This is a genomic window from Maridesulfovibrio sp., assembly GCF_963676065.1.
GTDB lineage: Bacteria > Desulfobacterota > Desulfovibrionia > Desulfovibrionales > Desulfovibrionaceae > Maridesulfovibrio.
This window is the reverse complement of record NZ_OY780933.1, coordinates 3,173,552-3,200,201: the sequence shown is the minus strand read 5'-3', so window position 1 is coordinate 3,200,201 and position 26,650 is coordinate 3,173,552. Positions and strand designations below refer to the sequence as shown.

Here is a 26,650-nt window from a genome sequence, read left to right as displayed (position 1 = left end):
AAATTAATTGATTATCCGGTAAATAATAAGGAGCAGGGCCAGTGCGATGGCTAGTTTGCGCCCTATTTTTTCGATTTTTGAGTCGTGGGTTATTCTTAGGGTGGACATAGTGGTGCCGGAATTAAAACCACGCACTTCCAGTGCTATCGCCCGTTGCTCAATTTCAATGAGTGAGCCGAGTACAAACGGTGCCAGCAAAGGCTTAACGCCTTTAATTCTTTGTATGAAGTTTCCTTCTGAATCCAGTCCTCTAGCTCTTTGCGCGGCCTGAATGACTCTTGCCCTTGTTCGCATGGCCGGAAGCATCAGCAGGGGGCTACCAAGCAGATAAGCTAAAGTCGGCGGCCATCCAGCCTGCGTTGTAGCGGCGATAAAGTCAGCCGGGTGGGTGCTGAAAACAAAGAAAAGGGAAGAGATTAATACAATCGTTAGCTGTAACAGTATCTGAGCTGCGTAAAAGAGCCCTTCCTGATAAAACGTTATGAATTCATAAGTGAAAACCGGGGTATGATTGGCGGGGTACAGGATTCCATGGATAGGAATCATGAAAATGATCAACGGTAAAATTGTTCTCCAAAGCACTTTCCAGATCGGCTTAAGTAATTGGAAGCCGGCAGCCATCATCAAGCTTATTATCAAATAGATGACGAGCGGACGCCAGTCGGACTTGAAAGAGTAGACTATCGCCCCGCTCAGCAAAAGATAAGATAGCTTGCTGAAGGGCGATAGTCTGTAAATTAGTGAATCACCGTCTATGTATAGAGTGGTGTTTTCGTTTTGCATATTTATTAACTTACAGTCTCGGGACGCCTTAAGCGGTTGGCTGTTTTTTCCGGGAGGGATTTTATGATTACCCACCCGAGACCGGCGGTAACAACTTTATCGATGAGATTGGAAGTAAAAACGGTCACGATTACTGATCCGAATAGATCTTTACCCAGTGCGAGCATATACGCGGTCAGGAAATCAGCTCCGCTTCCGGTTACTCCTCCGAACATATAAAGACGTATAGGCACGGCAACAATGGAAACGAATACGGTGATAATTACGCCACTGATAAGCGCCATCCATAAATTTTTAAAAAAACCGTATTTAGCGCAGAGCCCTGCCACAATGCCGATAACCATTGCCACCGGAGCGAATGCTGCTGCCACCGGAGAGGTAATCATGCCCCAGATCAGGTTTGTAAGCAGTCCGGTAAGACCGCCGGCAACCGGTCCGGCAAGAATTGCAACCAGAACTGTACCTATTGAATCCAGAAAAATAGGAATCTTAAGAAGTGACACAAGTTGTCCAACCGCAATGTTCAAGACAATTGCGACTGCAATCAGAACCACTGTAAATGTGGAAAAATCCTTTTTAATGCTGTCTGAAAATCCCATCACCAAGCCCTCATTCCTTAGTTGCAGTTTTTATTTCAAGTTCAGGATAACCGGTCTGCGGATCAAAAGTACGCAAAAATTCGGTACCGGAACAAATTCCTATTACAATTTCAGCCGTTGTGTATATTTTACATCCTTCAAGAAGGTGCGCTCCATATGTACGACCTTCTTCATCCGCAATGGCAATATGGTAATGAGATCCGTGCTCAGATAGAACACCTGTCAGGGATACAATTTCAAAGAATCCTTCTAACTTTTTTGATTCGTTCTGGTTTGCAAACCTTAGTACTGCTTGAGTAAGACTTCCTACACAGGTTAAAATACATGCGGCTTTTATTTGATTATCGGCAACAAGACGGTCCAGCTCACTAAGCAAATCCTGTCCGGGATGCAGCCTTATTGAAATTGTTTTCATTTATTTATTGTCTGCTGTTGAAGTTATTAAGGTGAAGCATTTAAATAAGAGTGATGTGCTTTGATTTATTAGGTTATTAACAGCTAAACATATCATGCTATTTAGTGTGAACAAATAGATAATATCTATTTGTTCCTCGTTATTGGAGTGTCTTTTTTAATAACAGGACTGAGTGGGTGTGCTGAAGGGGCCGGAGGGGGCTGTAGTTTTTTCAGAAAAGAGATCCCCTTGCCATTCTTTCGGAATAGCAAGGGGTGTCTTGGTTTAAGTTCTTGTAAAAAACTAGATTTATTAACTTTTTTTCTTGTGAGATGTGTTTGAGAGATTGTTGTTGATGAAATTTTCCACTTTTGAGCCTTCCACAGGGCGGGAAAACATAAATCCCTGCACTGCATCGCATGACATGTCCTGCAGCATGTCCAATTGACTCGATTCTTCAACGCCTTCGGCCACAACATCAAGTCCGAGGCTTTTTGCCATGGCGATAATTGTTCTGACAATTTCTTTATTTGAGGTGTCGCGGCTATCCCCGGATATAAAGGAGCGGTCTATCTTCAGACCGTCGATAGGGAAGCGTTGCAGGTAGCTTAAGGATGAGTAGCCGGTTCCAAAGTCATCAATCACCAGTTGTACTCCCATTTTCCTCAGTGTTGTCAGTTTGGACATGGTTTCTGCCGGATTTTGCATCAGGCAACTTTCAGTCAATTCCAGTTTGAGATTTTTCGGGGGAAGTTTGGTTTGTTCCAGAGTATTCTTTACGAATTGGGTAAAGTTGGGTTGGCCGAACTGTTTGAATGAAAGGTTAACGTTTATAGTCAGGTCATATATTCCGGTGGAATCCAGCCATTTCTTCATACTCAGGCATGCTTCCCGCAAAATCCATTGACCCAACGGAACAATGAGTCCTGTTTCTTCAGCCAGCGGGATTATCTCGGCAGGAGAGACCATTCCTCTTTGCGGGCTGTCCCAGCGCAGCAGGGCCTCGAATCCTCTGAGTTGGCCGCTTGATGCGTGCATAATCGGTTGGTAAAAAAGTGAAAGCTCTTCGTCCTGAATGGCCTGACGCAGGTCGTTTTCAAGCTCAACTTCGGCAAGCAGCCGTGAGTGCATTCTCTGGTTGAAGACCTTGAATCTGGAGCGACCCATTTCTTTGGCTCTATACATGGCGATATCCGCATCGCGCATTACTGCTTCGGAATCATCGTAGTCTTCGCTTCTGAGCACTATACCTATACTTGCGCTGGAGGTAACTCTGCCTTCGGCTAGGTCAAGTGGAAGCTGTAGAGAATGCTGGATTCTTTTGGCGATTTTTATGACTTCCTGATAGGAGGAGAATTCCTCTACAACGATGCCGAATTCATCTCCGCCGAGACGTGCAACTGTATCCACTTCGCGTATACAGGAGCTGATTCGGTCAGCGATTGCGATCAGGAATTCATCCCCGGCATGGTGTCCGAGTGTGTCATTGATCCATTTAAATCTGTCCATATCGAGCATCATGGCCGCAAAGCGGTAATCCTTGCGCCGCTTTGAACGTTTTAATGCTCTGGACAGGCGTTCAGCGAAAAGCACTCTATTGGGAAGTCCGGTCAAAGAATCGTGAAAGGCCTGATGTGCCAGCTGATCCTCAAATGCTTTGCGCTGGGTGATATCCGTATAGATGTAGTAGATTCCACGAACTTCATCTTCAACATGGATGGGGTAGCCGATGACGGAAATGGGAATAAGTCTGCCGTCCTTGTGGCGTCGTACAGTTTCTTTGTCCACAAGGCGCCCTGTCAATACCGATTCACTGAACTGCTTGGCTTCGGCCTGAAGGTTGTGGGGAACTACAACGCTCCGGTTGTATGACCCAAGGACTTCCTTACGTTTAAATCCGAATAGTTGCTCGAATCCCTTGTTGACGTTTTGAATCTTCCCTCTCGTGTTTACTTGCACTATCGCTTGCGGGGAACTTTCAAATAATTGCTGAAAATATGCCTGCTGAGTAAGGAGTTTCCGCTCAGCTTCCTTACGTTCGGTTATATCTCTCATGATAGCCATGTAGAAGGGCATTCCCTTGGCCGGTGTAATAACCGCTTCGACCGGGAAACTGTTCCCGTTGATCCTGTTGCCGTTCAGTTCTACGCTTCGGGAGCTGAAGAGAGTTTCTGTCAGGGGGGCATCAGAGTCCACAAGGTCGGTAAATTGAACTCCATCAAGGGCTCCTACTCCGGGAAGAGCGAACATCTCCCGTGCCCGGGGATTTGCTTGCAGCAGTTCAAGTGAATCGCGGGAAAATGTCATTATGCCGTCTGTTGCGCTGTGGATGATGGCTTCGGTTTTGGATACACTTTCTTCCAGTGCGGAAATAACCTGATTGTAGCAGGTGGCAATGCGACCGACTTCAGTGAAAGGTTCTACGGGAATTCTTAAGGAGAGATCCTGAGTGCTGGCCTGCAGTTCCATTGTCTGAAACAGGTCCAGCAGGTCGGTGTGAGCGCCGTGTTCTGAAACATTGAGTCCCACTTCCTCTTCTTCCGGGGTAACTCGGAGAGGCAGAAAGCGGTTGATTATGGTCAAAATTATATACGGAAAGAGAAAAGCCACTACGAACGCCGCGAAAATTCCGGTCAGCTGAATTACGAACTGGTCATACATATTAAGCCCTGTTCCGATAAGATCAGGCTTGCCGAATAACGCAACCGCCAGTGTTCCCCATATGCCGCAGCCAAGGTGAACCGGAACAGCTCCGACCGCATCATCTATTTTTGCTTTTTCGAGCAATCTTTCAAGCCAGATGCACAGCGGGCCTGCAAATGCACCTATGATCACGGCATCGGCGGCAGTTACAACATGACAGTTGGCGGTAATGGCGACAAGGCCTCCCAGTGAACCATTTATAAGGTTGTTTACCTTGGGTATCTTGCTGTCATACCAGCCCAGCAGAGTGCATGTAGCACCACCGGCGACTCCCGCCAGTGTTGTATTGGCGATGATCATCGGTACCGAAGCGTCCATGGTTAAGGTCGAGCCGCCGTTGAACCCGAACCAGCCGAACCACAGGAGCAGCGTTCCCAGAACGGACATGGGAAGATCGGAAGGATTCATTTCCCTTACTTTATTATCGTCAGTGAATCTCCCTTTTCGTGGTCCGACAACAAGCAGGGCGGCCAGCGCCACCCATCCTCCAACAGAATGAACGACAGTAGATCCTGCGAAGTCGATGAAGCCTCTTGATCCAAGCCAGCCCAGCATTTCTCCTGTTTCAAGGCCATTCCATGCCCAGTTTCCGAAAACGGGATAGACCAAAACCGAAAGGATCTCCGCAACTATAAGATAAGCTCCGAAAGACATGCGTTCGGCGATTGCACCTGAAAAAATGGTTGTCGCTGTTCCACAGAACATGGTCTGGAATATGAAAAATGATGTCATGTATGCGGAGGAATCTATCGAAGGGAAGAAGGAATTCGTACCTATTATGCCGGAATATTCAGCCCCGAACATAAGCCCGTACCCGATTGCCCAGAAGCTCAAAGCAGAAAAAACAAAGTCTGCCAGATTTTTGGCTGCTACGTTGATTGAGTTTTTTGATCTTGTCAGTCCGGATTCAAGGCACATGAAGCCTGGTTGCATCAAAAACACAAGTGCGGCACAGATTAAAATCCACAACACATCAACTAGCGGTTTTTCCATAGTGAGATCCTTAGATTAAATGAGACAAAATTTGCAAAAAAGTATTTATTATAAACAAAATCTGTCTGCTTAGAAAGGGGTTTTTCCTTTTTGTATAAAAACAGACATTTTTGTCGTTGTCAAAAAATATTTAATTCGTAATTTTGTTAAATTGTGCTGGGAAAATTATCAGCTATGAAAAAAGCCGTTTCCAAAACTCATCAACGAGTTTCAGAAACGGCTTTGACAATATGCCTGTCAGAAGGAGGGATTACTGATTCATACCTGTTTCCTGTCTGATCTTATTTTCAAATCCGGTCCGGTCTTTACCTACATAAAAGATAAAGGTGCAGAGCATGACGATCATGCAGCCTATCAGGGCATCCTTGGCTGCTCCGGAAAGCGCAACAAGACAGAACCCGCAAGCCAGCAGGGATGCTGCTATCTGCAACCATGCTTTTTTTGCGCGGAATCCGTAACGGCGCAGTAAGTTCAAAGCTGAATAAAAATATGGGGGAAGGGTCAGGAGTACGGCAATGGATGCGATGTTGCCGAATAATGACTGAGTGTTTCCGCCCTTGGATAAGAACATGAGCACAACCAGCAGTATGCTCATCATGACTGAAGACATGATCAGGCCCATGACCGGAGTGCCATGATTGTTTTTGCGTCCGAATATTTCGGGCAGTGTCCCGTCACTGGCTGCTCTTGCTCCTGCCTGCGAAACCAGCATCATCCATGATCCCAGAGATGCCAGACAAGCAAAGGCGGTAACAGCGGAGACCAGCTTCGGTACATATTCGGAAAATGGCATTGCGGCGCATATATGGCCCATAGCCAGTGAAAAGGGAGCACCGGAGGCGGCCATTTTTTCCGCCGGAAACATACCGGATATAGCGGTGCAGGAAAGGATATAAACAAGTCCTGCCAGCGCAGTACCGATCATGGTGGAGATCGGGATAGTCCGTTTGGGATTTTTTACAACCGCCGTGTTAACTGCGGCACTCTCTACGCCGATAAAACTCCAGATGCATAGAATAATGGCTGCAAGGACCGCAGTATCCGGGGTGTGTCCTTTTGCCAGCCAGTTCGCATTGAACTGAACAGAATCAAAAAACATCCATCCGGCAGTTCCGGTAATAATGACGGGGATCAGCAGCAGGATAACTCCGATGGAAACCAGCCGACCGATCCAGTCCGCGCCTAGAATGTTGATTCCGGTGAAGATCCAGATAATTGCAATGGAGGTGATTCCGGATGAAATAGGGTCCTGCAGTATCGGGAAAAATACCGAGAGGTAATCGACTCCGGTGATGGCGATAGCGAGGTTCCCGATCCAGTTGGCGTGGTAGTAGAGCAGGCCGGACTGATAACCCAAAATGGGTGCCACTTCTCCTGAATAGGCAATGGGGCCCCCTTCCTGAGGATCTTCCATACCCAGCCTTGAGTATACGTATGCCAGTGCCAGAGCACCCACCAGAGCAACCGCCCAGCCGATGATGGTGATACTGCCGATTGATGCCAGATTCGCGGGCAAAAGCGCGATACCGGACCCCATCATGTTGCCGGCAACAACGGATGTGCAGGCAAATACACCCATCTTTTTGTGATCAGCGGACATATCTTTCCTCCATGCCTATGGCGTGCTTAAATTTCGTAAGCGCACCGAATAGATTAAGTACTCATTGATGTTTACGTGTCTTTTTCACTGCCCGGCCGTAGAAATAAAGAGGCACGCACGTGAAGACTGCAACTCCCGTCACTAAAAAACCGATGTATCCGGCCGATGCAGGGATTCCTTCATCAAGAACTGCTTTAGGCGGAATGAAGCCGAAAACAAACACGAAGATGCAGGTTATTATCGCCAGACCTGAAACCATCCAGATTCCGACCTTACCGCCGGGAATGGTATAGCCTCTTTTCACATCCGGTCTCGTGTAGCGCAGTTTGATGGCTGCCGCGAACATGAGCAGATACATAATAAGATACAATTGTACCGCCAGCGCGCTCATGAGCATAAACGCGCTCGAAACCGTGGGCATGAACAGAATAGCGCAGGATACCAGTGCCGAAAGGCCGCTTTGAATGATCAGAATATTAGTGGGAATTCCGAATTTGTTGATTTTCTGCCAGCTTTTCGGCAGAAACCCTTCCCGTGCGACTTCCCGTATGCCTTTAGACGGACCGACCATCCATGTTATGACCATGGTCAGGGCCCCGTAAGCCATCAAAAAGCATATGATCGGAGTCATGAATTCCATTTTGTGGATTTGGAAAAGACGGTCGAAAGCCTGACAGACTCCGGCGCTCAGGCTTACGCCATCAGTTGGGACAACCATGGCGATTGCCAGCGATCCCAGTGCGGAAAGCCCGATGATCAGGACGCTTGCTGCAAATATCGCCTTGGGATAATTCACCGCCGGATTGCGTACTTCGTTCACATGCACCGCGGACATTTCCATACCGGTAAATGATATAAGCATGGCCGCCAGCAGCATAAGTTGCTGCAGGTTTTCTATGTCAGGCATTAGGGCCGCGGCAGTAAACGGAATCTGAACTGTGCCGCCGGACATAACATGGTCGATACCGAGCACAATAATCAGGATTCCGGGAACAATTGTTCCAATAATAGCCCCGGAAGAACTGAAGAATGCCGATAATTTCATGTCCCGGAAGTTCAAGAAGGTCGCCAGCCATAAAGAAATCTGGATGACTCCCACAATAAACCATTTGTTATCTGCAAGCTGCGGGTTGAAGGTATAGGCGATGGCGGAAGCGGCAAAAGCCAGAACCGCTGGAAACCACGGCAGATTTTCCACCCACTGCATGAAAATGGCTACGAAGCCCCATTTGGGACCGAAGGCTTCTTTCACCCACAGGTAGACCCCACCCTCCTCATTCCAGCCGGATGCAAGCTCCGCCGCAACAAGGGCGGAGGGGATGAAAAAACTAACTGCCCCTAAGGCCAGATAGAAGAGCAATCCCCATCCGTATTCCGCGAGTCCCGGCAGGGCACGTAACGACAGGATCGCCGCCACGTTAATCATCATCAGCGTAAATACTGATAATTTATTTTTAGAGCCTGAATCCGTCATACGGCCCTCCGGTATAATTGTGATATTTCAGTCAAACTATTTCTTTACACACATGGTTTTAAAGTATTTTTTGCCATCGCGTACAACGCGTTCCACACCATGAATATCGCTTTCATAGCCGGGGAATACGTTCTCAAAATCCTGCCGGGCTGCAAGATAATCGAAAACGGGCCGGGCTTTGTCGTTGAGAATTTCTCCGCCCATGATTACCGGGATACCCGGAGGGTAGGGAACAACCATAACAGCCGGGATACGGTCTTTCATTTCTGAAAGCTCTACATATTCCACATTCTTGCGGACAACGGCATGATAGGCTTCGGAAGGCTTCATGGCCTGTTCCGGGATGATCTGGAAAGCGGCCTGCATTTTGTCGAGCAGCTTGTGTTCCTTGTAGTAATTATGGATGGCGTTGCAGTGGTCTTTAACGCCGACACCTGAATATGTTTCGGGGTAGGATTTGACCAGCTCGGGCAGGACTATATCAAGCGGCAGGTTGGCATCGTAGACTTCCTTGAATTTAAGCAGCCCTGCCAGTAGCGATCCCTGTTTGGCTTTGTTGGTTCCGATCGAGTTGAGCATGAGGAAAGAATAGTAGTCGGTCTTTTCGCAGACTATGCCGTGATTGATCAGGTAGTCGGTCACGATCGATGCCGGTATGCCTTCTTCTTCCATTGTTCCGTCCGCACGCAGCCCGGGAGTTGTGAAGGTCAGTTTGATCGGGTCGAGCATGGCGTATTCGTCCTCGATGTCTTCAAAGCCGTGCCAGTTATCCTTGGAGGAAAATACCCACGGATGCTGATGGGTGCAGAGATAATCGGTGGGAACATTTTCAAATTTTTTATAATCCTTGCCCACAAGAACCTGAGCAGGCTGCCACATTTCAAAGAACCAGCTGTCCTGTTCCTTCATCTCACTGGCGATCATGGCGACTTTCTTACGCAGATTTACCGCTTCGATCATGGTGTCGTGCATCAGTACTTCGCCTGTGTCTTCCATCATCTTAGTGGCTACGTCCAAAGAGGCGATCATGCTGTACTGTGGCGATGTTGACCCGTGCATCATATAAGATTCGTTCAACTCATCCCGGTCTATTTTCACGTCACTGCCGTCACGGACATGAAGCATTGAAGCCTGCGAAAATGCTGTCAGCAGTTTGTGCGTGGAGTGGGAGCAGAAGATAGGTGGGTGGTGCTCGTTGCGGTCATCATCTGCCATGCCGAAGTGATCCTTATACATAGGATGGAAGCGGGCATATGCGTACCATGCTTCGTCAAAATGGAGGTTCTCCACGCTTTTCTGAAGCTGCTTCTTGATGTTGATAACGTTGTAGCAGACCCCGTCGTAAGTGGAGTTGGTCAGGGCGGACATGCGCACACTCTGATCTTTCAGCTCTTCCGGGATAAGCTTGTTGTCGCGTACCTTGGACTGAATTGTTTCCTTGGAAAATTCAGAAAGGCGGCAGGGGCCGATAATGCCGCGTTTGTTACGTCTGGGAATCATGTATATGGGGTAGGCGTCGGTGATGACCATGGCGTAGTTGAGAGACTTATGGCAGTTCCTATCTACGAATGCGATATCGTCACGCACAAGTTGGCTGCGCCATATGATCTGGTTGACGTTTGAGGTACCGTTGAGGACATAGAAGGTGTGATCTGCTCCGAATACGCGGGCGGAATTGTTTTCCGCGTCGCCTACAACCCCGCTGTGGTCCAAGAGAGAACCGAGTTCCGGCACTGAGATGGAAAGGTCGGAGCGGAATACATTTTCGCCGTAGAATTTATGCATCGCCACACCGGCTGGGCTTTTAAGGAATCCCTCTCCTCCCATATGTCCGGGAGTATGCCATGCATATTTATAAGCTTCGGAATATTTGACCATTTCTCCGAAAAATCCCGGAAATACAGAGCGCACGTATTCAACCAGACGGGTCTCTACGCGTCCGGCCAGAAATTCAGGTGTTTCCGCAGTTTTCCAGAGGCACTCATTGATCTGGCCCAGTACGGAAGTGGGGATATCCTGCATGGTTACCCGTTCCGTCAGGAGAAATATGGGTATATGTTTGTTGCGTTTACGTATCGAATCGACAAGATTTTCAGGGAGTTCTTTTTCATCGTCCCGTTCGTAGCTGATATCCCAGTCTATAACCACCGCACCTAGGTCAGCGCGGGAAATAAATATTTCAGCGGCATCTTCATAGCTGTACGAAGGGTAGACTGAGCATTCCTGTTCAGTGACTAGTTCATTTTCCAGATCCCGTAACCTAAGACCTTCATCCGTATTGGATTCAAACTGGCCCGAGACAATCAAGACAGGCCACATGTGTTTGGTAATTTTCATTTAGGGTACTCCTTGTCACCTTAGGGTTTTCAAAAATATTTGCAGGGCTTTTTGAATTATGCCTTTCGATACAACATTTATTCTATAAATGCTACGTGGATAAGAAAGCGAGTGGCTTTTTTTGCAAAAAAACCACAAATAATGACACCAGTTATAGTTCGTGTATGTATGTAAGTGTATTATTTTAAGGTCATGGTTTGCAAATACTTGAAAAATTAACCGAGTCTTTTGCCATGTCTTATTGAACCAGTTGCTTTTTGATAGTATAGCTAAATTTAAATTTCATGTTCTGTAATAGTTTAAAAACAAGGCATTCGCTCTGGAGTTATTATGGAAACATTGCTGAATAAGAAATGGCACAATATAAGTAAGGAAGAAACCATCTCTCTGCTGGGAGTCGACCCTCAAAAAGGACTTGACGTTTTCGAGACAGAAAAGCGTATCAAGCATTTCGGAGAGAATATTATTTCAAGTAAACGCCAAAAGACATCTTTTGAGCGCCTGCTTCTTCAGTTTCACCAGCCCCTTGTCTATATTCTACTTGCTGCTGGAAGTGTTACGGCGTTTCTGGGGGAGTGGGTGGACTCTTTTGTTATTTTGGGCGTGGTTATAGTTAATGCTCTGGTTGGTTCTTTTCAGGAGTCTAAGGCTGTTAAGGCCTTGAAGTCACTTTCAGCGACTATGAATGTCGAGGCCGTTGCCATCCGAGCCGGAGAGACCGTCCGGCTAGAGGCATCACAACTTGTGCCGGGGGATATGGTGATTCTCCGCTCTGGAGATAAGGTTCCGGCAGACTTACGTATCTTTTCGAGCAAAGAGCTGCGTAATGACGAGTCTACGTTGACCGGTGAATCCGTATCTGTTGAGAAAAATGCTCAGGTTGTTGCCGGGGAGGCTGTGCTGGCTGAACGGCATTGTATGGCTTACGCCGGTACCCTCGTCAGTTCAGGACAGGGGCGCGGAGTTGTTGTGGCAACGGGCAATATGACTGAGATTGGCCGCATATCAGGTCTTATCGACTCTGCAGACGAACTCGAAACACCCCTGACTCGCAAGATTACCCGCTTCAGTCATATGCTGCTACTCGCCATTCTCGGTCTTGCCGGAACTAGTATCGTGATCGGCCTTGCCCGCTCAGAACCGTTGAGTGATGTATTCATGGCAGCCGTGGCCCTAGCTGTGGGAGCTATTCCGGAGGGGCTGCCCGCAGCAGTGACGATTATTCTGGCTCTCGGCGTATCAAGAATGGCTCAGCGAAAGGCCATCATTAGAAAGCTTCCCGCAGTTGAGACTCTTGGCGGAACCACAGTCATTTGTTCGGATAAGACCGGTACCCTGACCGAAAACCAGATGACTGTTCAAACCATATTTTCCGGGAACTCATATTATGAAGTCTCCGGTACCGGCTATGGTGACGAAGGCGATATTGTTGCATTGGATAAGGGGATTACGCCCCGGGAAAACCTCTCCTTAGAGGAATGTGTCCGCGCCGGTGCTTTGTGCAATGATGCCCGGATTAGTAATAAAAATGGTCGTCCTTCTGTGGTCGGTGATCCTACTGAAGGAGCCCTGCTTGTTTCCGCTGCCAAATTCGGTCTCAATTATAAAGACGAATTTAAGAGTCTGCCGCGAGTGGATGAATTGCCGTTTGAATCAGAATGGCAATATATGGTGACTCTTCATGAGCAGGATGACGGTGTTGTCGCCTATATGAAAGGTGCTGTAGAGAAGGTACTGAATTGCTGCTTTCAGGAAGTGCTTCCCAATGGGGAAAACGGTGCTCTCGATAAGCAAAGCGTGATCGAGGCTCAACAGAAAATGGCGGCTAAAGGGCAGCGTGTTCTCGCTCTGGCGCGGAAGCGACTGCCTGCCGATAGCGCCCTTGAACGTCAAGACGCGTGTATGGGAATGGATTTCCTTGGATTGCAAGGTATGATCGATCCCCCAAGAGAAGAAGCCAAGGTTGCTATTGCCGCATGCCAAAACGCAGGCGTGGAAGTGAAGATGATCACCGGTGACCATGCATTAACTGCACAGGCAATTGGGCTGATGCTGGGGCTTCGAGGTTCTGACTGCACCATCGGTCAGGATTGTCCTGTTATGACAGGTAGTGAAATCGGAGAATTGAGCGATACGGATCTTATCGAAAAAGTGGGGCAAATCCCGGTCTTTGCCAGAGTTTCTCCTGAACAAAAACTCAGGCTTGTTATGGCTCTTCAAGCACGTGGCGAAATATGTGCCATGACTGGTGATGGAGTGAATGATGCTCCTGCTTTAAAACAGTCAGACATTGGTATTGCCATGGGCATCAGCGGCACGGATGCGGCCAAGGAGGCCGCCGATATGGTCTTGACCGATGATAATTTCGCCACCATTGAGGCCGCGGTCGAAGAAGGTCGGGGCGTATTTGCAAACCTGGTTAAATTCATAGCCTGGACGCTTCCTACAAATGCTGGAGAAGGACTTGTTATCCTGCTGGCTGTTCTGTTTGGTGCGTCACTGCCCATACTTCCGGTTCAAATACTTTGGATTAACATGACCACTGCAGCCTGTTTAGGCATGATGCTAGCTTTCGAGCCAAAGGAACCGGGCATTATGGATCGTTCCCCCCGTCGACCGGATCGTCCTATTCTAGATCATGTCCTACTTCGCCGTGTTGGTTTTGTCAGTATTCTGTTGCTTGTATGCGCTTTTGGTTTATTTGAGTGGGAGCTTTATAATGGTGCTTCCCTTGAGAAGTCTCGTACTATGGCCGTTAATGCTTTTGTTGTAATTGAAGCCTTTTACTTGTTTAACTCACGGTCATTTACCCGTTCCCCCTTTGATCTGGGACTGACCTCCAACCCGTGGATTCTTGGCGGATTTGGTGTCATGATGATCCTTCAGGCAATATTCACATATGCACCTGTCATGCATAACCTTTTTGCAAGTGCGCCTATCGATTTTCTGGATTGGGTGAAGATTTTGCTATGCGGCATAGTCGTATATTTACTTATTGAAGTAGATAAGAAGCTCGTGGGAAAGGATGTATAAATTTATATCCCCTGCAAAGCGGGATTTATTCAGTGCTTATTCATATTAATTAGTTAATGAATGAGTGGAGTTTTTGTTTGACATTAACTGCACTCAATGAAATCTTTTAATTAAGTATGAGTAGGTTTTTATTTGGAGAAGCTATGTTTGAAAATGTATTATTAGATTTAGGCTCAAGGGCTGATGGGCAACTGATCTCTCATGTTGCGTCCTTTTGCGAACGTGCAAATGCAAATCTTACAGTTTTGAATGTCTTTGAAGAACCTTCCAACTCTGTTTCTGAATATTTTTCCTCACACCACAAAGATCTTCAGAAGATTATTGTTGAAAGTTATGATACTAAAATTACTGAAGAAGTGGTAAAAATTGGTTTTGACCTATCAAAAATTAAGAAAGAAATTCGATGGGGCAAAGATTTTATAGAGACGATTAAGCTTGTAAATGAGGAAAGATATGATCTTGTGATCTCAGCTTCCCAACCACTTATGGGGACTCCGGATAGTACCTCAATGCATCTGATGCGAAAATGTCCCTGTCCCGTTTGGATACATCGGGGTGATCTCTGGCGTGGAGCTGTGCGTATTCTTGCCGCAGTCAACACCTCTGACACTTCTGAAGAAAACCGTAGATTGAACAAGAAAATTATTGATCACGGTATTAAGTTAATTGAGATTCTCCGTGGTCATTTACATGTTGTTACATGTTGGTCCGGCTACATGGAATCTGTTTTAACCAGCCCTAGATTCAGTGAGGCTGAGGCTAATCAATATTTAGAGTATGAGCAGAAGCAAGCTGAAAAGGAACTTGATTCCCTTATTGCGGATTTTGGTGAAAAGTTGGCATTAAAGGGAAAAATAATACACGGCAATGCTGCAACAGTTATTCCCCAATATGCCTCAAAGCAAAAGATGGATATTGTTGTTATGGGAAGTGTCGCGCGTACGGGCATTCCCGGTTTGCTGGTAGGCAATACTGCTGAGAAAATAGTCTCCAATCTTGAAAATTCTATTCTTGCAATCAAACCCGATGGTTTTGTGTCTCCCGTTAAGTAGCTTAATATTTTAGACTGAAGTGATTCTTTAAATATCAGAAAGGGTTAACTCGTTATTTGGAGTTAACCCTTTCTTTTATGGTTTAGCTATAGGTTCTGTTTTTATGACTCAGGAGTGTATACGGCACTTGAGTAGGTATAGTACTAAAGTCAACGGTGTGATTTTGGAATTCGGCTATTGACTGAGAAATTTATGAATATTAAGTCGGTTGCTCACGTTCCGTAATGATATGCTAAACTTCTTAAATTCAAAACCATTGCCCTTGCGATAAATACCATCTACATTCACCGCATTCAGTGCGAGTTGAATTCATGCTCGTTTGAATGATTAATAGAAGGTAATAATATGAATAATAAAGTAAAAAAGGTGTTATTATGAGTTTTTTTAAAAGACTGAATAAACTTGTTCCCACTAGTGGTAAAGTTTTGGCTGTTTTTATCCCCTTGGTGCTTTGGGGACTTTGGTGGGCCTATTCGGGAATTGGCTATATGTTCTCCGTTACTGAATGGCCTGAGATTTCTCCCTCTGTTCGTGCGGAGATCGTAGCGGTTAAGGCTGATCCTGATTTTAACAATCCTAATATTTCTGAGTCTGATAAAGAACATCTTGAAACTCTGAAGGGCAGGGTACTGGCGCTTGCAATTGTGTCCCGTTTGGAGACCGAGCTGGCTGATGGGTGGACTCCGCAGTATCTGTTTGTGAATCCTAAATCTCATTTCGACAATGCGGTTAATCGTAAACTCGGAGTTCTTACAGCTACAACTCTTTTGCAGAAGTTTTTCTCCACTACCATGGCAAAATATGGTTCTATGGATCCTGAAAATAAGTGGATGCAGGAAGCTCGTGAGCGAGATTTTACCTATGGTCCCCGGATATGGGGTTTCTTCGAGAGATCTTCCAATTCAGCGTATGAAGATGGCGTGGCAAACGTTCACAAATATGCCGATAAGTTGATTGATACGAAAGTAGCCAAAAAGAAGAAGGATGATGTTCGTGCTATTGTCAACATCAAGGCCAGTGAAATATATGAGATGTTGACCTTTATCCTTTCTAAGAACTTTATTGACGTTCCGCTCGGTTGGCTTTCCGCACCGGGAGGATCTTTGTCATGGTCAGATCTGGATGACCGTGTGTACTTCGCGCAAGGTATGACACTGGTTCTTCGTGATGTAGTCACCGTGCTGCAAGAACTGTATCCTGAGAAAATTACTAATGTGGACAAGGGTGGAACGCAGAACCTTGAAGAGGCTATGACAGCCATGAACAAGATCTGCACCTTCAACCCTGCCATTGTCTTGCGAGGCAAAGAAGATTCCATGTTCGCTGACCACCGCGGAAAGATGGCTCGCTATATGTTCACAGTGAGAGAGCGACTGCACGACGTGGCCGATACTATAAGAAGATAAAGAAAGCAGGTGCGGCATTTGAGTTTCGCCCTGAGAATCGCTTAAATAAAGGGTTTACATCAAATTTGATGTAAACCCTTTTTTATTACATAAATTAAGCTTTTCACAGGGTAATCCTCCATTTTTAGGAGGCCTGAAGAGTAGAGGCTATGCAGCTATATTTAGTCTTGGCATCGGGGTGATGCCACCGGCGTATTATTTTTCTACCGCGCAATGCGAGAGCAAGTCTTTTTTATCCAGTAAATACAGGGCATCTAGAAAATGCATCTGAAAACTGCCGGGACCTTCGGCTTTGGCGGCAGCCATCCCGCCCGCACTGTTCATGATAACCATAGCCGCCACACCGGCATCAAATGCGGACTCTGCAACGGCAGCACAGGCACCGCAAATGGCAGTAGAGGTGCATCCCATGCCGGTTACTTGGGGCATTAGAGGGCTGCCACCTCGCAACCACACCGTATCTGTGGCGGAAACGATCATATCCCGCTCTCCGCTTACAGCCACAACACAATCAAAGTTTTCCGCAAGATATTCAGCAGCTTCCTCTGCCGATTGGGTTTCGTGCGTTGAGTCCACACCTTTGGTTTGTCCGCCCGCGCCAGCCATAGCCATAATTTCTGAGGGATTACCGCGAATAACAGTAGGGTTAACTTCCTGAAGAATCTTAGTACAGGCCTGCGTTCTGAACGAGCTGGCGCCCACGCCTACCGGATCAAAAACAACCGGCTTGGATGCCGCTTTTGCCGCCTTTCCGGCAAGAAGCATGCTGGAAATCCATGGCTCGCTCAGTGTCCCGATATTCAGCACAAGGCTATTGGATATGCCTACCATTTCCTGCATCTCTTCCTGAGCATGCGCCATAATGGGTGATGCGCCAATAGCCAGCAGGGCATTGGCCGTATTATTCATAACCACATAGTTGGTTATACTGTGTACAAGCGGTGCTTTGGAGCGAATCCGTTCAACAACATTCCAGGCCCGATTTAGTATAGTCATAACGTATCTTCCATATGTTTGATTTTTTTGATGTTTATCAATGGGTATTCAAACCGTTAACCTGAATGCTCATTGTGGTCCAGCAGCATGTTTTATGATAATCGGCTTGTCCCGCTGCGACACCAAGGATTTGAAGGCGCGTAGACTACTGGTTCTCTATAATTATGCAGTGGATAGCGAATCATGCCGGTGAAATAAACAATGCTATTTTTACCTTTCAATACCGTTTAGTTTTATGTAAACAGGGATAAAGTTCTAATAATACAATTAAATTATACGAATACTACTTCAACTTCGATTACAGGGGGTGGATTATGAGCGAACCTTTCAGACTGGAAATTCAAGGTCCGGGCGCTGAACTGGCTGCTGAGAAGATACAAATTGCTTTGGCGGAAATTTTTGGCGGCGAGCCTGTACAAAGCAAAACTACGCATGCTGTTGAAGGCGATGACAAGGCAAAAGGTCTTGTGGATTATATTCTCATTGCTTTAGCCATTCCTTCCGCGTTGGTCGCAACTATTGATCTCGCCAGCAGGCCTGTAGTGGTTGAGAAGATGGAGAAGGTCATTGAATACGTAGAACAGCTTGAAGATAGCATTACTGAGTTTGATGTAAATTTTGTTGTAGGCGGGGTGTCTGTCAATTTGAAAAAAGCCAAGCCGGAAGATCTGACCAACAGCATCGCCGAAGAACAAAGGAAGGCCAGAAATGACTAGGCCGTATTTTGAAAAAACGGGGGATAATGTCATTGCCCATGGCAACGGATCAAGTCGTCCGGTTGCTCTTGATAAAGAATATACTGTTTTTGAAGAATGGCGGGAAATCTACCAGAATCTGTACAGAAGCAAGGACGGAGCTGACGCCTATAAGGAACTTGGAAATGAAATGCTTGCTTGGCTCAAGGAAAATGGGCTGTGGCAGCATGTAGCTGAAAATGTTCGCCGGAATGGATTTCTTGAAATCAGGGTTTTGCCGGGTGAACTGCGCTGGACTGAAGAGGAAGAAGTTCAGGAGACATGTAACCGGACCCGGCTTTTTCTGGAATTGCCGTGGGAAATTCTGGCTGAAGATGGTCAGTTTCTCGCCGCACGTTCAGGTACCCCTTTTTGTCCGGTACGCAGGATAGGTGAGCCTGCAAAGAAAATCCCAGCCCCGGCACCTTATCGTTTAAGTATGGCTTTCATGGCCGCATCGCCCCGAGATGTTCAGCCTGTGCTGAATTTTGAGCAGGAGGAAGCCGCAATTCTAAGAGCGACCAAGGATAACCGTCTTGAACTGGTTGTGGAGGAAAGCGGCAACCTGGAACTGCTTGCTGAAACCGTTGGGGAACTATGCTCGAATTTGCCCGACGGGCATAAAGGGGTCGATGCTCTGCATCTGTCATGTCATGGCCTTGCGGAGAGAGTTAATGAGCCGCTGCTGGTACTTGAAGATGAATTCGGCTTTAAAAAAGCAGTTACAGCGGAGAATCTTTCGTCGGATCTTAGTATGCATAAACCTAAGTTCCTGTTTTTATCCGCCTGCCAGACGTCAAGATTTGGCGGAAATGACAAGGTTGCTAATTCAATGGCTTTGGCCTGCGTAAAAAATGGGCTGCCCGCTGTGCTTGGTTGGGGGGAATCGGTTTATGATAGTCAGGCCTCATTGTTTGCCAGTAATTTGTACCAATCTCTATCCAATAATGGGGATCTGGAAGGTTCAATTGCCAGAGCCCGCTATAAGCTTCTCGTTCCGCAGGACAAATCGGAACCGGCCAGCGACTGGCACTTGGCCCGCCTATACCTCGGCCCGGATGGCGGGGGAGTATTGGCCAAGGGTAAGAAAGCCCGTTTGAAGCTTTCGCGTGATCACGGTGTGAAGGAATTTCTGGATACTGATCGCCAGCAGGTCCCGGTGGCCTCGCGTTTTAATTTTGTGGGCAGGCGCAGGGCTATTCAGAAGGTATTGGCGGAATTCAGCTCTCCTACTTATGCCGGGGTGTTTGTTCACGGTACAGGGCGTCAGGGTAAGTCCAGCCTTGCGGCCAGAGTGGCCAGCCGCATGCCCGGCCACAAGACTGTGGTTATCTACGGTCCTAAGGAGCGGGGCGGCGACCAGAGTGTCCATTATCGGTCTGATAAGATTTTGGAAGCTATCGAGAGAAAGGATTTAGGCGGTGTATATGAAATTATTGAGCAATATCGAGAAGATGTCAGGATGAATCCAGCGCGTTTACGCCCGGCGTTGAAAAAGATTCTGGATGTTTGTGAAGATAAGCAGACGCCGATTCTGCTGGTTGTAGATGACTTTGAGCAGGCCTTGGATAAACCGAAACAGGGCGACTCAGGTATTCATACAGTGAAGGAGCAATGCGCTCCGGGCATTGCAGCCCTTATCGAGGCTTTTGCCGGACATCAGGGCGAATCCCGGTTGCTTTTCACCAGCCGCTATAAATTTTCCCTGCCGCAAAGCGGGTCTGATTTTGTCTCAAAAATGCTGTACTTGAATCTGCATCCTATGAATGAGGAAGAGAGTAGAAAGCAGGCCTTGGCTAAGAATAATTCAAGCGCGCAGAAGTTGGATAGCGCTCTTGAATTGCGCATTATCAAAGCCGTGCAGGGTAATGCCGGTTTGCAGGATCGATTGTTTCTTTTGGGTGTGGAGGATGAGGAAGCCTGTGCCATCGCTCTTGAGCAGCTTGAAACCTATCTTGGCGAGGGTAAGGACCCGGATCAGGAGGACGTGCGCGCTCATCTTGATGATATTTTTGCTAAAACAACCTTTGATTTGTTGAATGAGAAAGAGCGCGCCATTCTGCGTGCCTCGACTATATTCAATGTCCCGGTGGCGGAATCTGTTTTTGAGGAGCTTGCTCACCGGCTGAGAATCATGAACAGTGATGATGACCCGGCAACTTGTTTTTCCCGCCTTACTGCCTTCGGGCTATGGGATACTATGCCTGATTATTTTGATGAAAAGCAGGCAAGCTTTATGGTTGTGCCTTTGGCCGCGCCACGGGCTTTAGGAACGGATGCACTGAGTGAAGCGGAAATCAAGACTACAATAAAGGCTGTGTTACCATCCTTGTTTAAACATTGGGGAGGGGCGGATGGCTCCAAGCGTCCTTTTACTTTTGATGAAGAGCTTTATCGGTTGGGAATGATCGATGAGAATAGTGCTGTTTTGAATGCCTGTTCTGCCGATGCTCTTCGTTCGCTAAAGGATAAAACTCATTATGTCTCTTTGGCAGAGAGTGCTTTAAAAGCCGTAAACGTCGTGCGTGTTGAAACGGATCCTGATCCGGAATTTCTTTATATCGCCGCAGAGGTTTGCCAGAGCGGAGGAAAGATAGAGCCGGCTATGAAGATGGCTTATGAAGCTGTTGAGGCATATGAAAAGATAGAAGAGGTAGATAATGAGACTCGATTTCAGTTGTCGTCAGCTCGCCTCCGGCTCGCAAGATTACAAGTGCAATGCGGGCTGCCCGATCAAGCACTAGCTCAATTAGAAAAAGCTAAAATTGAGTTTGAAGAAATGGAGTTACAAAAAGATACAGCCGTCACTCTAGGATACATTGCTAGAATTTACGTTTCTAAAGGAAAAGTGGACGAGGCTCTGAAACTACATTTGGAAATGAAAGATATCTTTGAGCAACTGGGCGACACCAGATCAAGAGCCGTCACTCTAGGAGACATTGCTAAAATTTATGTAGATAAAGGAAAAGTTGACGAGGCTCTGAAACTACTGAATGAAAAATTGCAAGTGGCTGAGCAACTGGGCGACACCAGATCAAGAGCCGTCACTCTAGGAGACATTGCTAGAATTTACGTTTCTAAAGGAAAAGTGGACGAGGCTCTGAAACTACTGAATGAAAAATTACAAGTGGCTGAGCAACTGGGCGACACCAGATCAAGAGCCGTCACTCTAGGAGACATTGCTAGAATTTACGTTTCTAAAGGAAAAGTGGACGAGGCTCTGAAACTACATTTAGAAATGAAAGATATCTTTGAGCAACTGGGCGACACCAGATCAAGAGCCGTCACTCTAGGATACATTGCTAGAATTTACGTTTCTAAAGGAAAAGTGGACGAGGCTCTGAAACATTATAAAGAAGTTCTTTCTATTTGTGATGATCTTGGAGAGGTGAAAGGGCGTGCCGTCACTCTAGGATACATTGCTAGAATTTACCGATCTAAAGGAAAAGTGGACGAGGCTCTGAAACTACATTTGGAAATGAAAGATATCTTTGAGCAACTGGGCGACACCAGATCAAGAGCCGTCACTCTAGGAGACATTGCTAGAATTTACGTTTCTAAAGGAAAAGTGGACGAGGCTCTGAAACTACATTTGGAAATGAAAGATATCTTTGAGCAACTGGGCGACACCAGAGAAAGAGCCGTCACTCTAGGAGACATTGCTAGAATTTACGTTTCTAAAGGAAAAGTGGACGAGGCTCTGAAACTACTGAATGAAAAATTACAAGTGGCTGAGCAACTGGGCGACACCAGATCAAGAGCCGTCACTCTAGGAGACATTGCTAGAATTTACGTTTCTAAAGGAAAAGTGGACGAGGCTCTGAAACTACATTTAGAAATGAAAGATATCTTTGAGCAACTGGGCGACACCAGAGAAAGAGCCGTCACTCTAGGAGACATTGCTAGAATTTACATTTCTAAAGGAAAAGTTGACGAGGCTCTGAAACTACATTTGGAAGAAATGGAGATTTCCGAGCAACTGGGGGATATGGATGGTATAGCAGCAACTTGTTTTGATATTGCTCAAATCTTTCTTGCGCGAGAAAATGAAGAACAGGCCATGCCTCAACTAAAGCGTTCTTTCGAAATATTACTCCATATTGGACGAGTGGATGGCATTATCGCGGTCGGCCAGCTCTATGCCGGGGTGTTGTTGGAACAAAATGATCATGAAGAGGCTCTGGCTGTGCTTGTGAAGCTGGCCGAAGTGTATGAAGCCCTTGAAGATACTGACAACGCCGCGCAGATTAAAAGTGTGATTGAGAAGCTTCGAGGAGCATTGTAGCTGGGCTGTTGATCTATAGTCTTTCCGCTTATTAGCAGTAAAAACCTACAAACCCTCGCTATTCATATGAATAGCGAGGGTTTGTAGGTTTTTGCGTAACCGTATGGGCCAGTGAAATATATGAGATGTTGACCTTATATGTTCACAGTGAGAGAGCGACTGCGCGGGTAACGAGCTTAACTATTTTATTGGTGAGAAGTTTGCCGCGAGCATGATTTTATTTTCCTGTTTTTCCAACATTTGCATTGCGTTGGGTAGAAACTTGGTTTGCCAGTCGCAATCCTCATAAAGTTTTTTACGGCTAACAGTTCTTTGATCCAAACTTTCATACCGCCATAAATGGACAACTTGGTTTAACTCACCAATCTCCGTAAACCAGTACCCGACTAGCTCTGCATATTTTCCAATAATGGGCAGCCCTACATCTTCAAAGAGTTTCATGTAGGCTGGAAGCATGCCGGGGTGTATTGTGTAAGTTCGCATTTCAAAATACATTTTTTTATATTCTCCACTAAGTTAGTTAATAGTTAAGCCATATTTTATATTTCATAAACAGCTATTATAAACAACCCAATTGCGCAGTTAGTTTTTCTAAAGTTGAATCCCGGAAAAGGTCGAATACTGAGTGTATTGATCTGAAATCTATTGAATAAATATACTTGTAGTCAAACAATAAGTCTGATAGCATCAATTTCACCTTTGTGTAACCATTAGTTAATAGTATTGATGTGAGTGTAACCTATTGCTTCTTTTTATGTGTACATATGTTTTTTGTGCCACTAAAATTGTCTTGATTTTTAAGAAGTAGCATAATGTTATTTTTTATATTTCCCGGAATTAGAAAATATAAAGCTTTAAAGGAATAATTTCTAATGGATAAAGTGAAGACTAGGATCGAAAAATACTGGAATTGGCGAAGTTCAAGTTACGCTTTGGATGTTGAGAAATCACCGGAAACGGAAAAGGCCTGGGATACGACCATAAAAACTTTGGCAAAGTCTGGTCAAAATCAAGATGCATTGGATATTGGTACCGGTCCGGGGCAACTTGCATTCTACCTTGCTGATGCCGGTTTTAATGTAACCGGGTTAGACATTTCTTCTCAAATGATTGCCAGCGCGCAAAAAAAGGCGAAAGAAATGCAACTGTCCATTGATTTTCGCACTGGTGATGCGGAACATCTGGATTTTGCAGACAATAGCTTTGATGTCATTGTTTCCAGAAACCTTATCTGGACATTGCCAAATCCTGATCTGGCGTTGAAAGAGTGGTACAGAGTATTGAAGCCCGGAGGTCGGATTATTGTTTCTGATGGTTTCTGGAGTAACCAGACATGGAGAAGATTCTATGAAATACCGGTGAATCTGGTAAAAGGTTTATTTCAGATGAAGAGTAGAATTTCATTACGTTTTTTTCTTCATTACGCCAGTATGATGAAAGATTTACCTTTATACGAAGGTGTTAAGAAAAACGAAGTACAGAATTTATTACAAGGTGCCGGGTTTAATGAGATTTCATCATGGGATATCGGGAAGTATTTTAGATCGAATCCCTATGAATTTGATATGAGCATAATGCCTTCGTTCTTTATCGTTTATGCCGACAAATAATTACGCCTTAAAATTCTTCCACAGAGATTTTTATATCTTCGCTCAGATTGGAATATCCAGCTGAGCGATTCATCCTGTTTAAACTATTTCATTTAAGGAGATTGCACGATGCTTTCCAAAAAAAGCACGAATTTTTCTAAGTGCTTGATCATATTTTCTTTGCTGATATCCGTTTTGATCTGTTCTGCGGCACACGCATCCGCTGCAAAGCCTAAGGTCGTTCGTATCGGAGATCTGTTCGCTAATACATATACCAGTCTTGATCCTCATAAGTCGTTTTTTGGTTGGTATACTTCTACGCTGGGTCTTTCTGAAACTCTGTTTCGTATTGATGACAGTTACGCTGTTGTCCCCTGGCTGGCTGAGTCAGCTTCTGTTGACGGGAATACCTGGACAATTAAGTTACGGGACGATGTGGTTTTTTCAGACGGCAGCAAGCTTACAGCTGATATCGCAGTAAAATGTATAGAGCGTGCCTGTAAGGTAAATGAAAGATCCAGAATGCTTAAGGGCGCATCTTTAGCTGTAGTGGATGAGAAAACATTTACCATTACCACTCCTAAAATTCTGCCCACGGTGCTTAACGAACTGTGCAACGTTTATATGGCGATGGTAAACCTCGATGCCTCAAAGGATATAGTGAATGATCCTGTTTGTACCGGACCATTCAAAGTAGGTGAATTTGACCCCGGCGTTTCAGTTAAGCTCGTGCGTAACGATAATTACTGGGGTGGCAAAGTGAATCTGGATGGTGTTGAAGGATTATACATTGCTGATGCCGATACTCTCTCCCTTGCATTTCAGAATGGAGAGATTGATGCCTATATCGGGCCCACTACAAATGATCTCAGCATCTTTTCCGCCTCTCCTGAAAAATACAAGGTTGTCGCTATACCGGCTTCCCGTTTGTATTATTATTACTTGAGCATGGAGCGTCTTCCGTCTAAAGAACTTCGTGCCGCGATTAATATGTCCATTAATCCTAATGATGTGTGCATCCTCCTCGCCGGTCTGGCCAGCCCCACTATTGGAGCTTATGGTACTGGCACAGCATATGGTAACATCACAAAACACGGTTTTGATCCTGTGGAGGCGAAAAGGATCATTGAAAAACTTGGTTATACCATCGATGAGAATGGCTATTATGCCAAAGATGGAAAGGAAATCGAGCTGGATATTGCTTACTACGCAGCCCGTTCAATTGATAAAATAGTTCTGCTCATGCAGGAACAGTTAAGAGCTGTTGGTATCAAGGCCAAGTTGAGTGTTTCCGAGGACCCGGACGGAACATATATGAGTTCTGGCGATTTCGATATCGGCGTATACTGTATGACTGCTAATCCTTCTGCTGACCCCTACTACTTCATGGAACGTGTCGTAGGCGGTGGAAAATATACCTCAGGCAGATATAATAATGCCAGAGCCAAGGAGCTTCTGAGTCAGCTTTATTCGGAAACTGTAGCAGCGCAACGGGCGAAACTTGCCGTAGCAATCCAGCAGCAGATCGTAAACGACGAAGCTATGGGCTTTTTGGCAATCCTTAATAAGACTACGGTCATGAGAGCCGGGGTTGCCAACTGCAGTGAAAGGAACCCTATCAGTTTCTATTTTCTGAATGCCAATACCACTGTAAATGATTGATGCATAAAGATGATATGTTTTTAACGGCGTGTGGATTTATTTTCCACACGCCTTTTTGTGTCTTGCAGGTCTAATATGTTTAAATATATTCAAAGTCGTCTACTGAGGCTCATTCCTGTTCTTTTAGTGATAACGTTCATTACATTTTCCCTTATGTTTCTTGCTTCAGGCGATCCGGCACAAAAGAAATTGATAGCTCAGGGAACAGTCCCGACGGATGAGGTGCTTAAAGCCACTCGGGAGAGCATGGGCTTGAATGATCCTTTTCTTGTACGGTACGGGAACTGGTTGTGGTGCTTTTTGCAGGGTGATCTCGGAGAATCATACTCAAAAGGGCTGCCGGTATCACGGCTGATGTGGAAGGCTATGGGCAAAACTGCGATGGTGGCAGTTTCTGCACTGGTACTTTCCCTGATTGTATCCATCCCTTTTGGAATCTGGACCGCGGTTAAAAAAAATACAGTTGTAGATTATCTTGTCAGGTTTTTTACTTTTTTAGCCAACGCCATTCCCTCGTTTTTGGCTGCTTTGCTGTTGATCTATCTTTTTTGCGTGTATCTTCAGTGGCTTCCAGTTCTAGCGAAAAATAGTTTTCAGGGTCTTATCCTGCCTACAGTCGCTCTTGCCATGCCGACAATAGGCAAGTTTATCAAGCAGATTAGAGCGGAGGTGCTTGGTGAGCTGAGTCATAATTATGTAACCGGGGCTCAGGCAAGAGGCGTAAAGTCCGGTACGCTTTTAGTAAAAGACGTGCTTCATAATTCCATGCTTTCCATATTAACGGTTATAGGTTTTGCCGTGGGCCATTTATTTGCCGGTAGCGTTGTTATCGAGGCAATTTTCCAATGGCCCGGAATGGGTAAACTGGTAATGGATGCGATTACAGCCAGAGACTACCCGGTGATACAAGGATTCGTAGTTTATATCGCGATCATCTATGTACTCATCAACTTGCTGACCGATCTGGCCTATCGCTATTTTGATCCACGGGTAACCGAAAGCTGAGAGCA

The 26,650-nt window shown here is 45.9% G+C and carries 17 protein-coding genes; 8 read left to right on the top strand and 9 right to left on the bottom strand.

All coding sequences use genetic code 11. From position 1 onward, the window contains the following. Positions 1–3: 3 nt before the first annotated feature. The 7 genes from ACKU35_RS14335 to ACKU35_RS14305 all read right to left on the bottom strand — a co-directional run bounded on the left by ACKU35_RS14335 (position 4) and on the right by ACKU35_RS14305 (position 10,883). On the bottom strand, positions 4–783 hold the full coding sequence (locus ACKU35_RS14335) for an energy-coupling factor transporter transmembrane component T (protein ID WP_319760155.1): 780 nt from the start codon (positions 781–783) through the stop codon (positions 4–6). 5 nt (positions 784–788) lie between these two features. Beyond that, the gene (locus tag ACKU35_RS14330; protein WP_319765411.1) at positions 789–1,382 is read right to left on the bottom strand and encodes an ECF transporter S component; all 594 of its coding nucleotides are present in this window, start codon (positions 1,380–1,382) and stop codon (positions 789–791) included. A gap of 10 nt (positions 1,383–1,392) precedes the next feature. Beyond that, positions 1,393–1,797, bottom strand: a complete 405-nt coding sequence (locus ACKU35_RS14325; protein WP_319760153.1) for a PPC domain-containing DNA-binding protein — start codon at positions 1,795–1,797, stop codon at positions 1,393–1,395. A 291-nt stretch (positions 1,798–2,088) separates the two neighbouring features. Further along, positions 2,089–5,472, bottom strand: coding sequence for an ammonium transporter (amt, locus tag ACKU35_RS14320; RefSeq protein WP_319760152.1), 3,384 nt, complete (start codon positions 5,470–5,472; stop codon positions 2,089–2,091). Between the two features lie 250 nt (positions 5,473–5,722). Beyond that, the gene (cadB, locus tag ACKU35_RS14315; protein ID WP_319760150.1) at positions 5,723–7,072 is read right to left on the bottom strand and encodes a cadaverine/lysine antiporter; all 1,350 of its coding nucleotides are present in this window, start codon (positions 7,070–7,072) and stop codon (positions 5,723–5,725) included. Positions 7,073–7,133: 61 nt separating this feature from the next. After that, on the bottom strand, positions 7,134–8,546 hold the full coding sequence (locus ACKU35_RS14310) for an amino acid permease (protein ID WP_319760148.1): 1,413 nt from the start codon (positions 8,544–8,546) through the stop codon (positions 7,134–7,136). A gap of 36 nt (positions 8,547–8,582) precedes the next feature. Further along, complete coding sequence (locus ACKU35_RS14305) at positions 8,583–10,883, bottom strand: Orn/Lys/Arg decarboxylase N-terminal domain-containing protein (RefSeq protein WP_319760146.1); 2,301 nt, start codon at positions 10,881–10,883, stop codon at positions 8,583–8,585. A gap of 330 nt (positions 10,884–11,213) precedes the next feature. On the opposite strand from ACKU35_RS14305, the gene ACKU35_RS14300 reads away from it, so the two are divergent. The 3 genes from ACKU35_RS14300 to ACKU35_RS14290 all read left to right on the top strand — a co-directional run bounded on the left by ACKU35_RS14300 (position 11,214) and on the right by ACKU35_RS14290 (position 16,374). After that, positions 11,214–13,916 carry a cation-transporting P-type ATPase gene (locus tag ACKU35_RS14300; RefSeq protein WP_319760145.1) on the top strand — a complete coding sequence of 901 codons (2,703 nt, stop codon included), beginning with the start codon at positions 11,214–11,216 and terminating at the stop codon, positions 13,914–13,916. 143 nt (positions 13,917–14,059) lie between these two features. After that, positions 14,060–14,968 carry a universal stress protein gene (locus ACKU35_RS14295; protein ID WP_319760143.1) on the top strand — a complete coding sequence of 303 codons (909 nt, stop codon included), beginning with the start codon at positions 14,060–14,062 and terminating at the stop codon, positions 14,966–14,968. Positions 14,969–15,342: 374 nt separating this feature from the next. Further along, a complete protein-coding gene (locus ACKU35_RS14290) occupies positions 15,343–16,374 on the top strand; it encodes a hypothetical protein (protein WP_319760141.1) in 1,032 nt (343 codons plus the stop codon). 195 nt (positions 16,375–16,569) lie between these two features. Here ACKU35_RS14290 and thiM read toward each other — a convergent pair whose 3' ends face one another. Next, positions 16,570–17,370, bottom strand: coding sequence for a hydroxyethylthiazole kinase (gene thiM, locus ACKU35_RS14285; protein ID WP_319760139.1), 801 nt, complete (start codon positions 17,368–17,370; stop codon positions 16,570–16,572). A gap of 314 nt (positions 17,371–17,684) precedes the next feature. Here thiM and ACKU35_RS14280 point away from each other — a divergent pair, with 314 nt between their 5' ends. Beyond that, complete coding sequence (locus tag ACKU35_RS14280; protein ID WP_319760137.1) at positions 17,685–18,086, top strand: hypothetical protein; 402 nt, start codon at positions 17,685–17,687, stop codon at positions 18,084–18,086. Continuing rightward, positions 18,079–22,389, top strand: a complete 4,311-nt coding sequence (locus tag ACKU35_RS14275; protein WP_319760135.1) for a tetratricopeptide repeat protein — start codon at positions 18,079–18,081, stop codon at positions 22,387–22,389. The genes ACKU35_RS14280 and ACKU35_RS14275 overlap by 8 nt, the downstream gene beginning before the upstream one ends. Before the next feature lie 180 nt (positions 22,390–22,569). Here the strand turns inward: ACKU35_RS14275 and ACKU35_RS14270 are convergent, their stop codons facing one another. Continuing rightward, the gene (locus ACKU35_RS14270) at positions 22,570–22,884 is read right to left on the bottom strand and encodes an NIPSNAP family protein (RefSeq protein ID WP_319760133.1); all 315 of its coding nucleotides are present in this window, start codon (positions 22,882–22,884) and stop codon (positions 22,570–22,572) included. Positions 22,885–23,261: 377 nt separating this feature from the next. Between ACKU35_RS14270 and ACKU35_RS14265 the strand changes: the two genes are divergently transcribed. From ACKU35_RS14265 to ACKU35_RS14255, 3 genes are all read left to right on the top strand, one after another. After that, positions 23,262–23,999 (top strand): class I SAM-dependent methyltransferase, encoded by a 738-nt coding sequence (locus ACKU35_RS14265; protein WP_319760131.1) that lies wholly within the window; start codon positions 23,262–23,264, stop codon positions 23,997–23,999. A gap of 108 nt (positions 24,000–24,107) precedes the next feature. Continuing rightward, on the top strand, positions 24,108–25,640 hold the full coding sequence (locus ACKU35_RS14260) for an ABC transporter substrate-binding protein (RefSeq protein WP_319760129.1): 1,533 nt from the start codon (positions 24,108–24,110) through the stop codon (positions 25,638–25,640). A gap of 75 nt (positions 25,641–25,715) precedes the next feature. Then, the gene (locus ACKU35_RS14255; RefSeq protein ID WP_319760127.1) at positions 25,716–26,645 is read left to right on the top strand and encodes an ABC transporter permease; all 930 of its coding nucleotides are present in this window, start codon (positions 25,716–25,718) and stop codon (positions 26,643–26,645) included. Positions 26,646–26,650 lie beyond the last annotated feature (5 nt).

What these genes read in the sequence shown, in the direction of transcription:
- ACKU35_RS14335 (WP_319760155.1), bottom strand. Translation starts at nt 783, where the DNA reads ATGCAAAACGAAAACACCACTCTATACATAGACGGTGATTCACTAATT.
- ACKU35_RS14330 (WP_319765411.1), bottom strand. Translation starts at nt 1,382, where the DNA reads ATGGGATTTTCAGACAGCATTAAAAAGGATTTTTCCACATTTACAGTG.
- ACKU35_RS14325 (WP_319760153.1), bottom strand. Translation starts at nt 1,797, where the DNA reads ATGAAAACAATTTCAATAAGGCTGCATCCCGGACAGGATTTGCTTAGT.
- amt (WP_319760152.1), bottom strand. Translation starts at nt 5,472, where the DNA reads ATGGAAAAACCGCTAGTTGATGTGTTGTGGATTTTAATCTGTGCCGCA.
- cadB (WP_319760150.1), bottom strand. Translation starts at nt 7,072, where the DNA reads ATGTCCGCTGATCACAAAAAGATGGGTGTATTTGCCTGCACATCCGTT.
- ACKU35_RS14310 (WP_319760148.1), bottom strand. Translation starts at nt 8,546, where the DNA reads ATGACGGATTCAGGCTCTAAAAATAAATTATCAGTATTTACGCTGATG.
- ACKU35_RS14305 (WP_319760146.1), bottom strand. Translation starts at nt 10,883, where the DNA reads ATGAAAATTACCAAACACATGTGGCCTGTCTTGATTGTCTCGGGCCAG.
- ACKU35_RS14300 (WP_319760145.1), top strand. Translation starts at nt 11,214, where the DNA reads ATGGAAACATTGCTGAATAAGAAATGGCACAATATAAGTAAGGAAGAA.
- ACKU35_RS14295 (WP_319760143.1), top strand. Translation starts at nt 14,060, where the DNA reads ATGTTTGAAAATGTATTATTAGATTTAGGCTCAAGGGCTGATGGGCAA.
- ACKU35_RS14290 (WP_319760141.1), top strand. Translation starts at nt 15,343, where the DNA reads ATGAGTTTTTTTAAAAGACTGAATAAACTTGTTCCCACTAGTGGTAAA.
- thiM (WP_319760139.1), bottom strand. Translation starts at nt 17,370, where the DNA reads ATGACTATACTAAATCGGGCCTGGAATGTTGTTGAACGGATTCGCTCC.
- ACKU35_RS14280 (WP_319760137.1), top strand. Translation starts at nt 17,685, where the DNA reads ATGAGCGAACCTTTCAGACTGGAAATTCAAGGTCCGGGCGCTGAACTG.
- ACKU35_RS14275 (WP_319760135.1), top strand. Translation starts at nt 18,079, where the DNA reads ATGACTAGGCCGTATTTTGAAAAAACGGGGGATAATGTCATTGCCCAT.
- ACKU35_RS14270 (WP_319760133.1), bottom strand. Translation starts at nt 22,884, where the DNA reads ATGTATTTTGAAATGCGAACTTACACAATACACCCCGGCATGCTTCCA.
- ACKU35_RS14265 (WP_319760131.1), top strand. Translation starts at nt 23,262, where the DNA reads ATGGATAAAGTGAAGACTAGGATCGAAAAATACTGGAATTGGCGAAGT.
- ACKU35_RS14260 (WP_319760129.1), top strand. Translation starts at nt 24,108, where the DNA reads ATGCTTTCCAAAAAAAGCACGAATTTTTCTAAGTGCTTGATCATATTT.
- ACKU35_RS14255 (WP_319760127.1), top strand. Translation starts at nt 25,716, where the DNA reads ATGTTTAAATATATTCAAAGTCGTCTACTGAGGCTCATTCCTGTTCTT.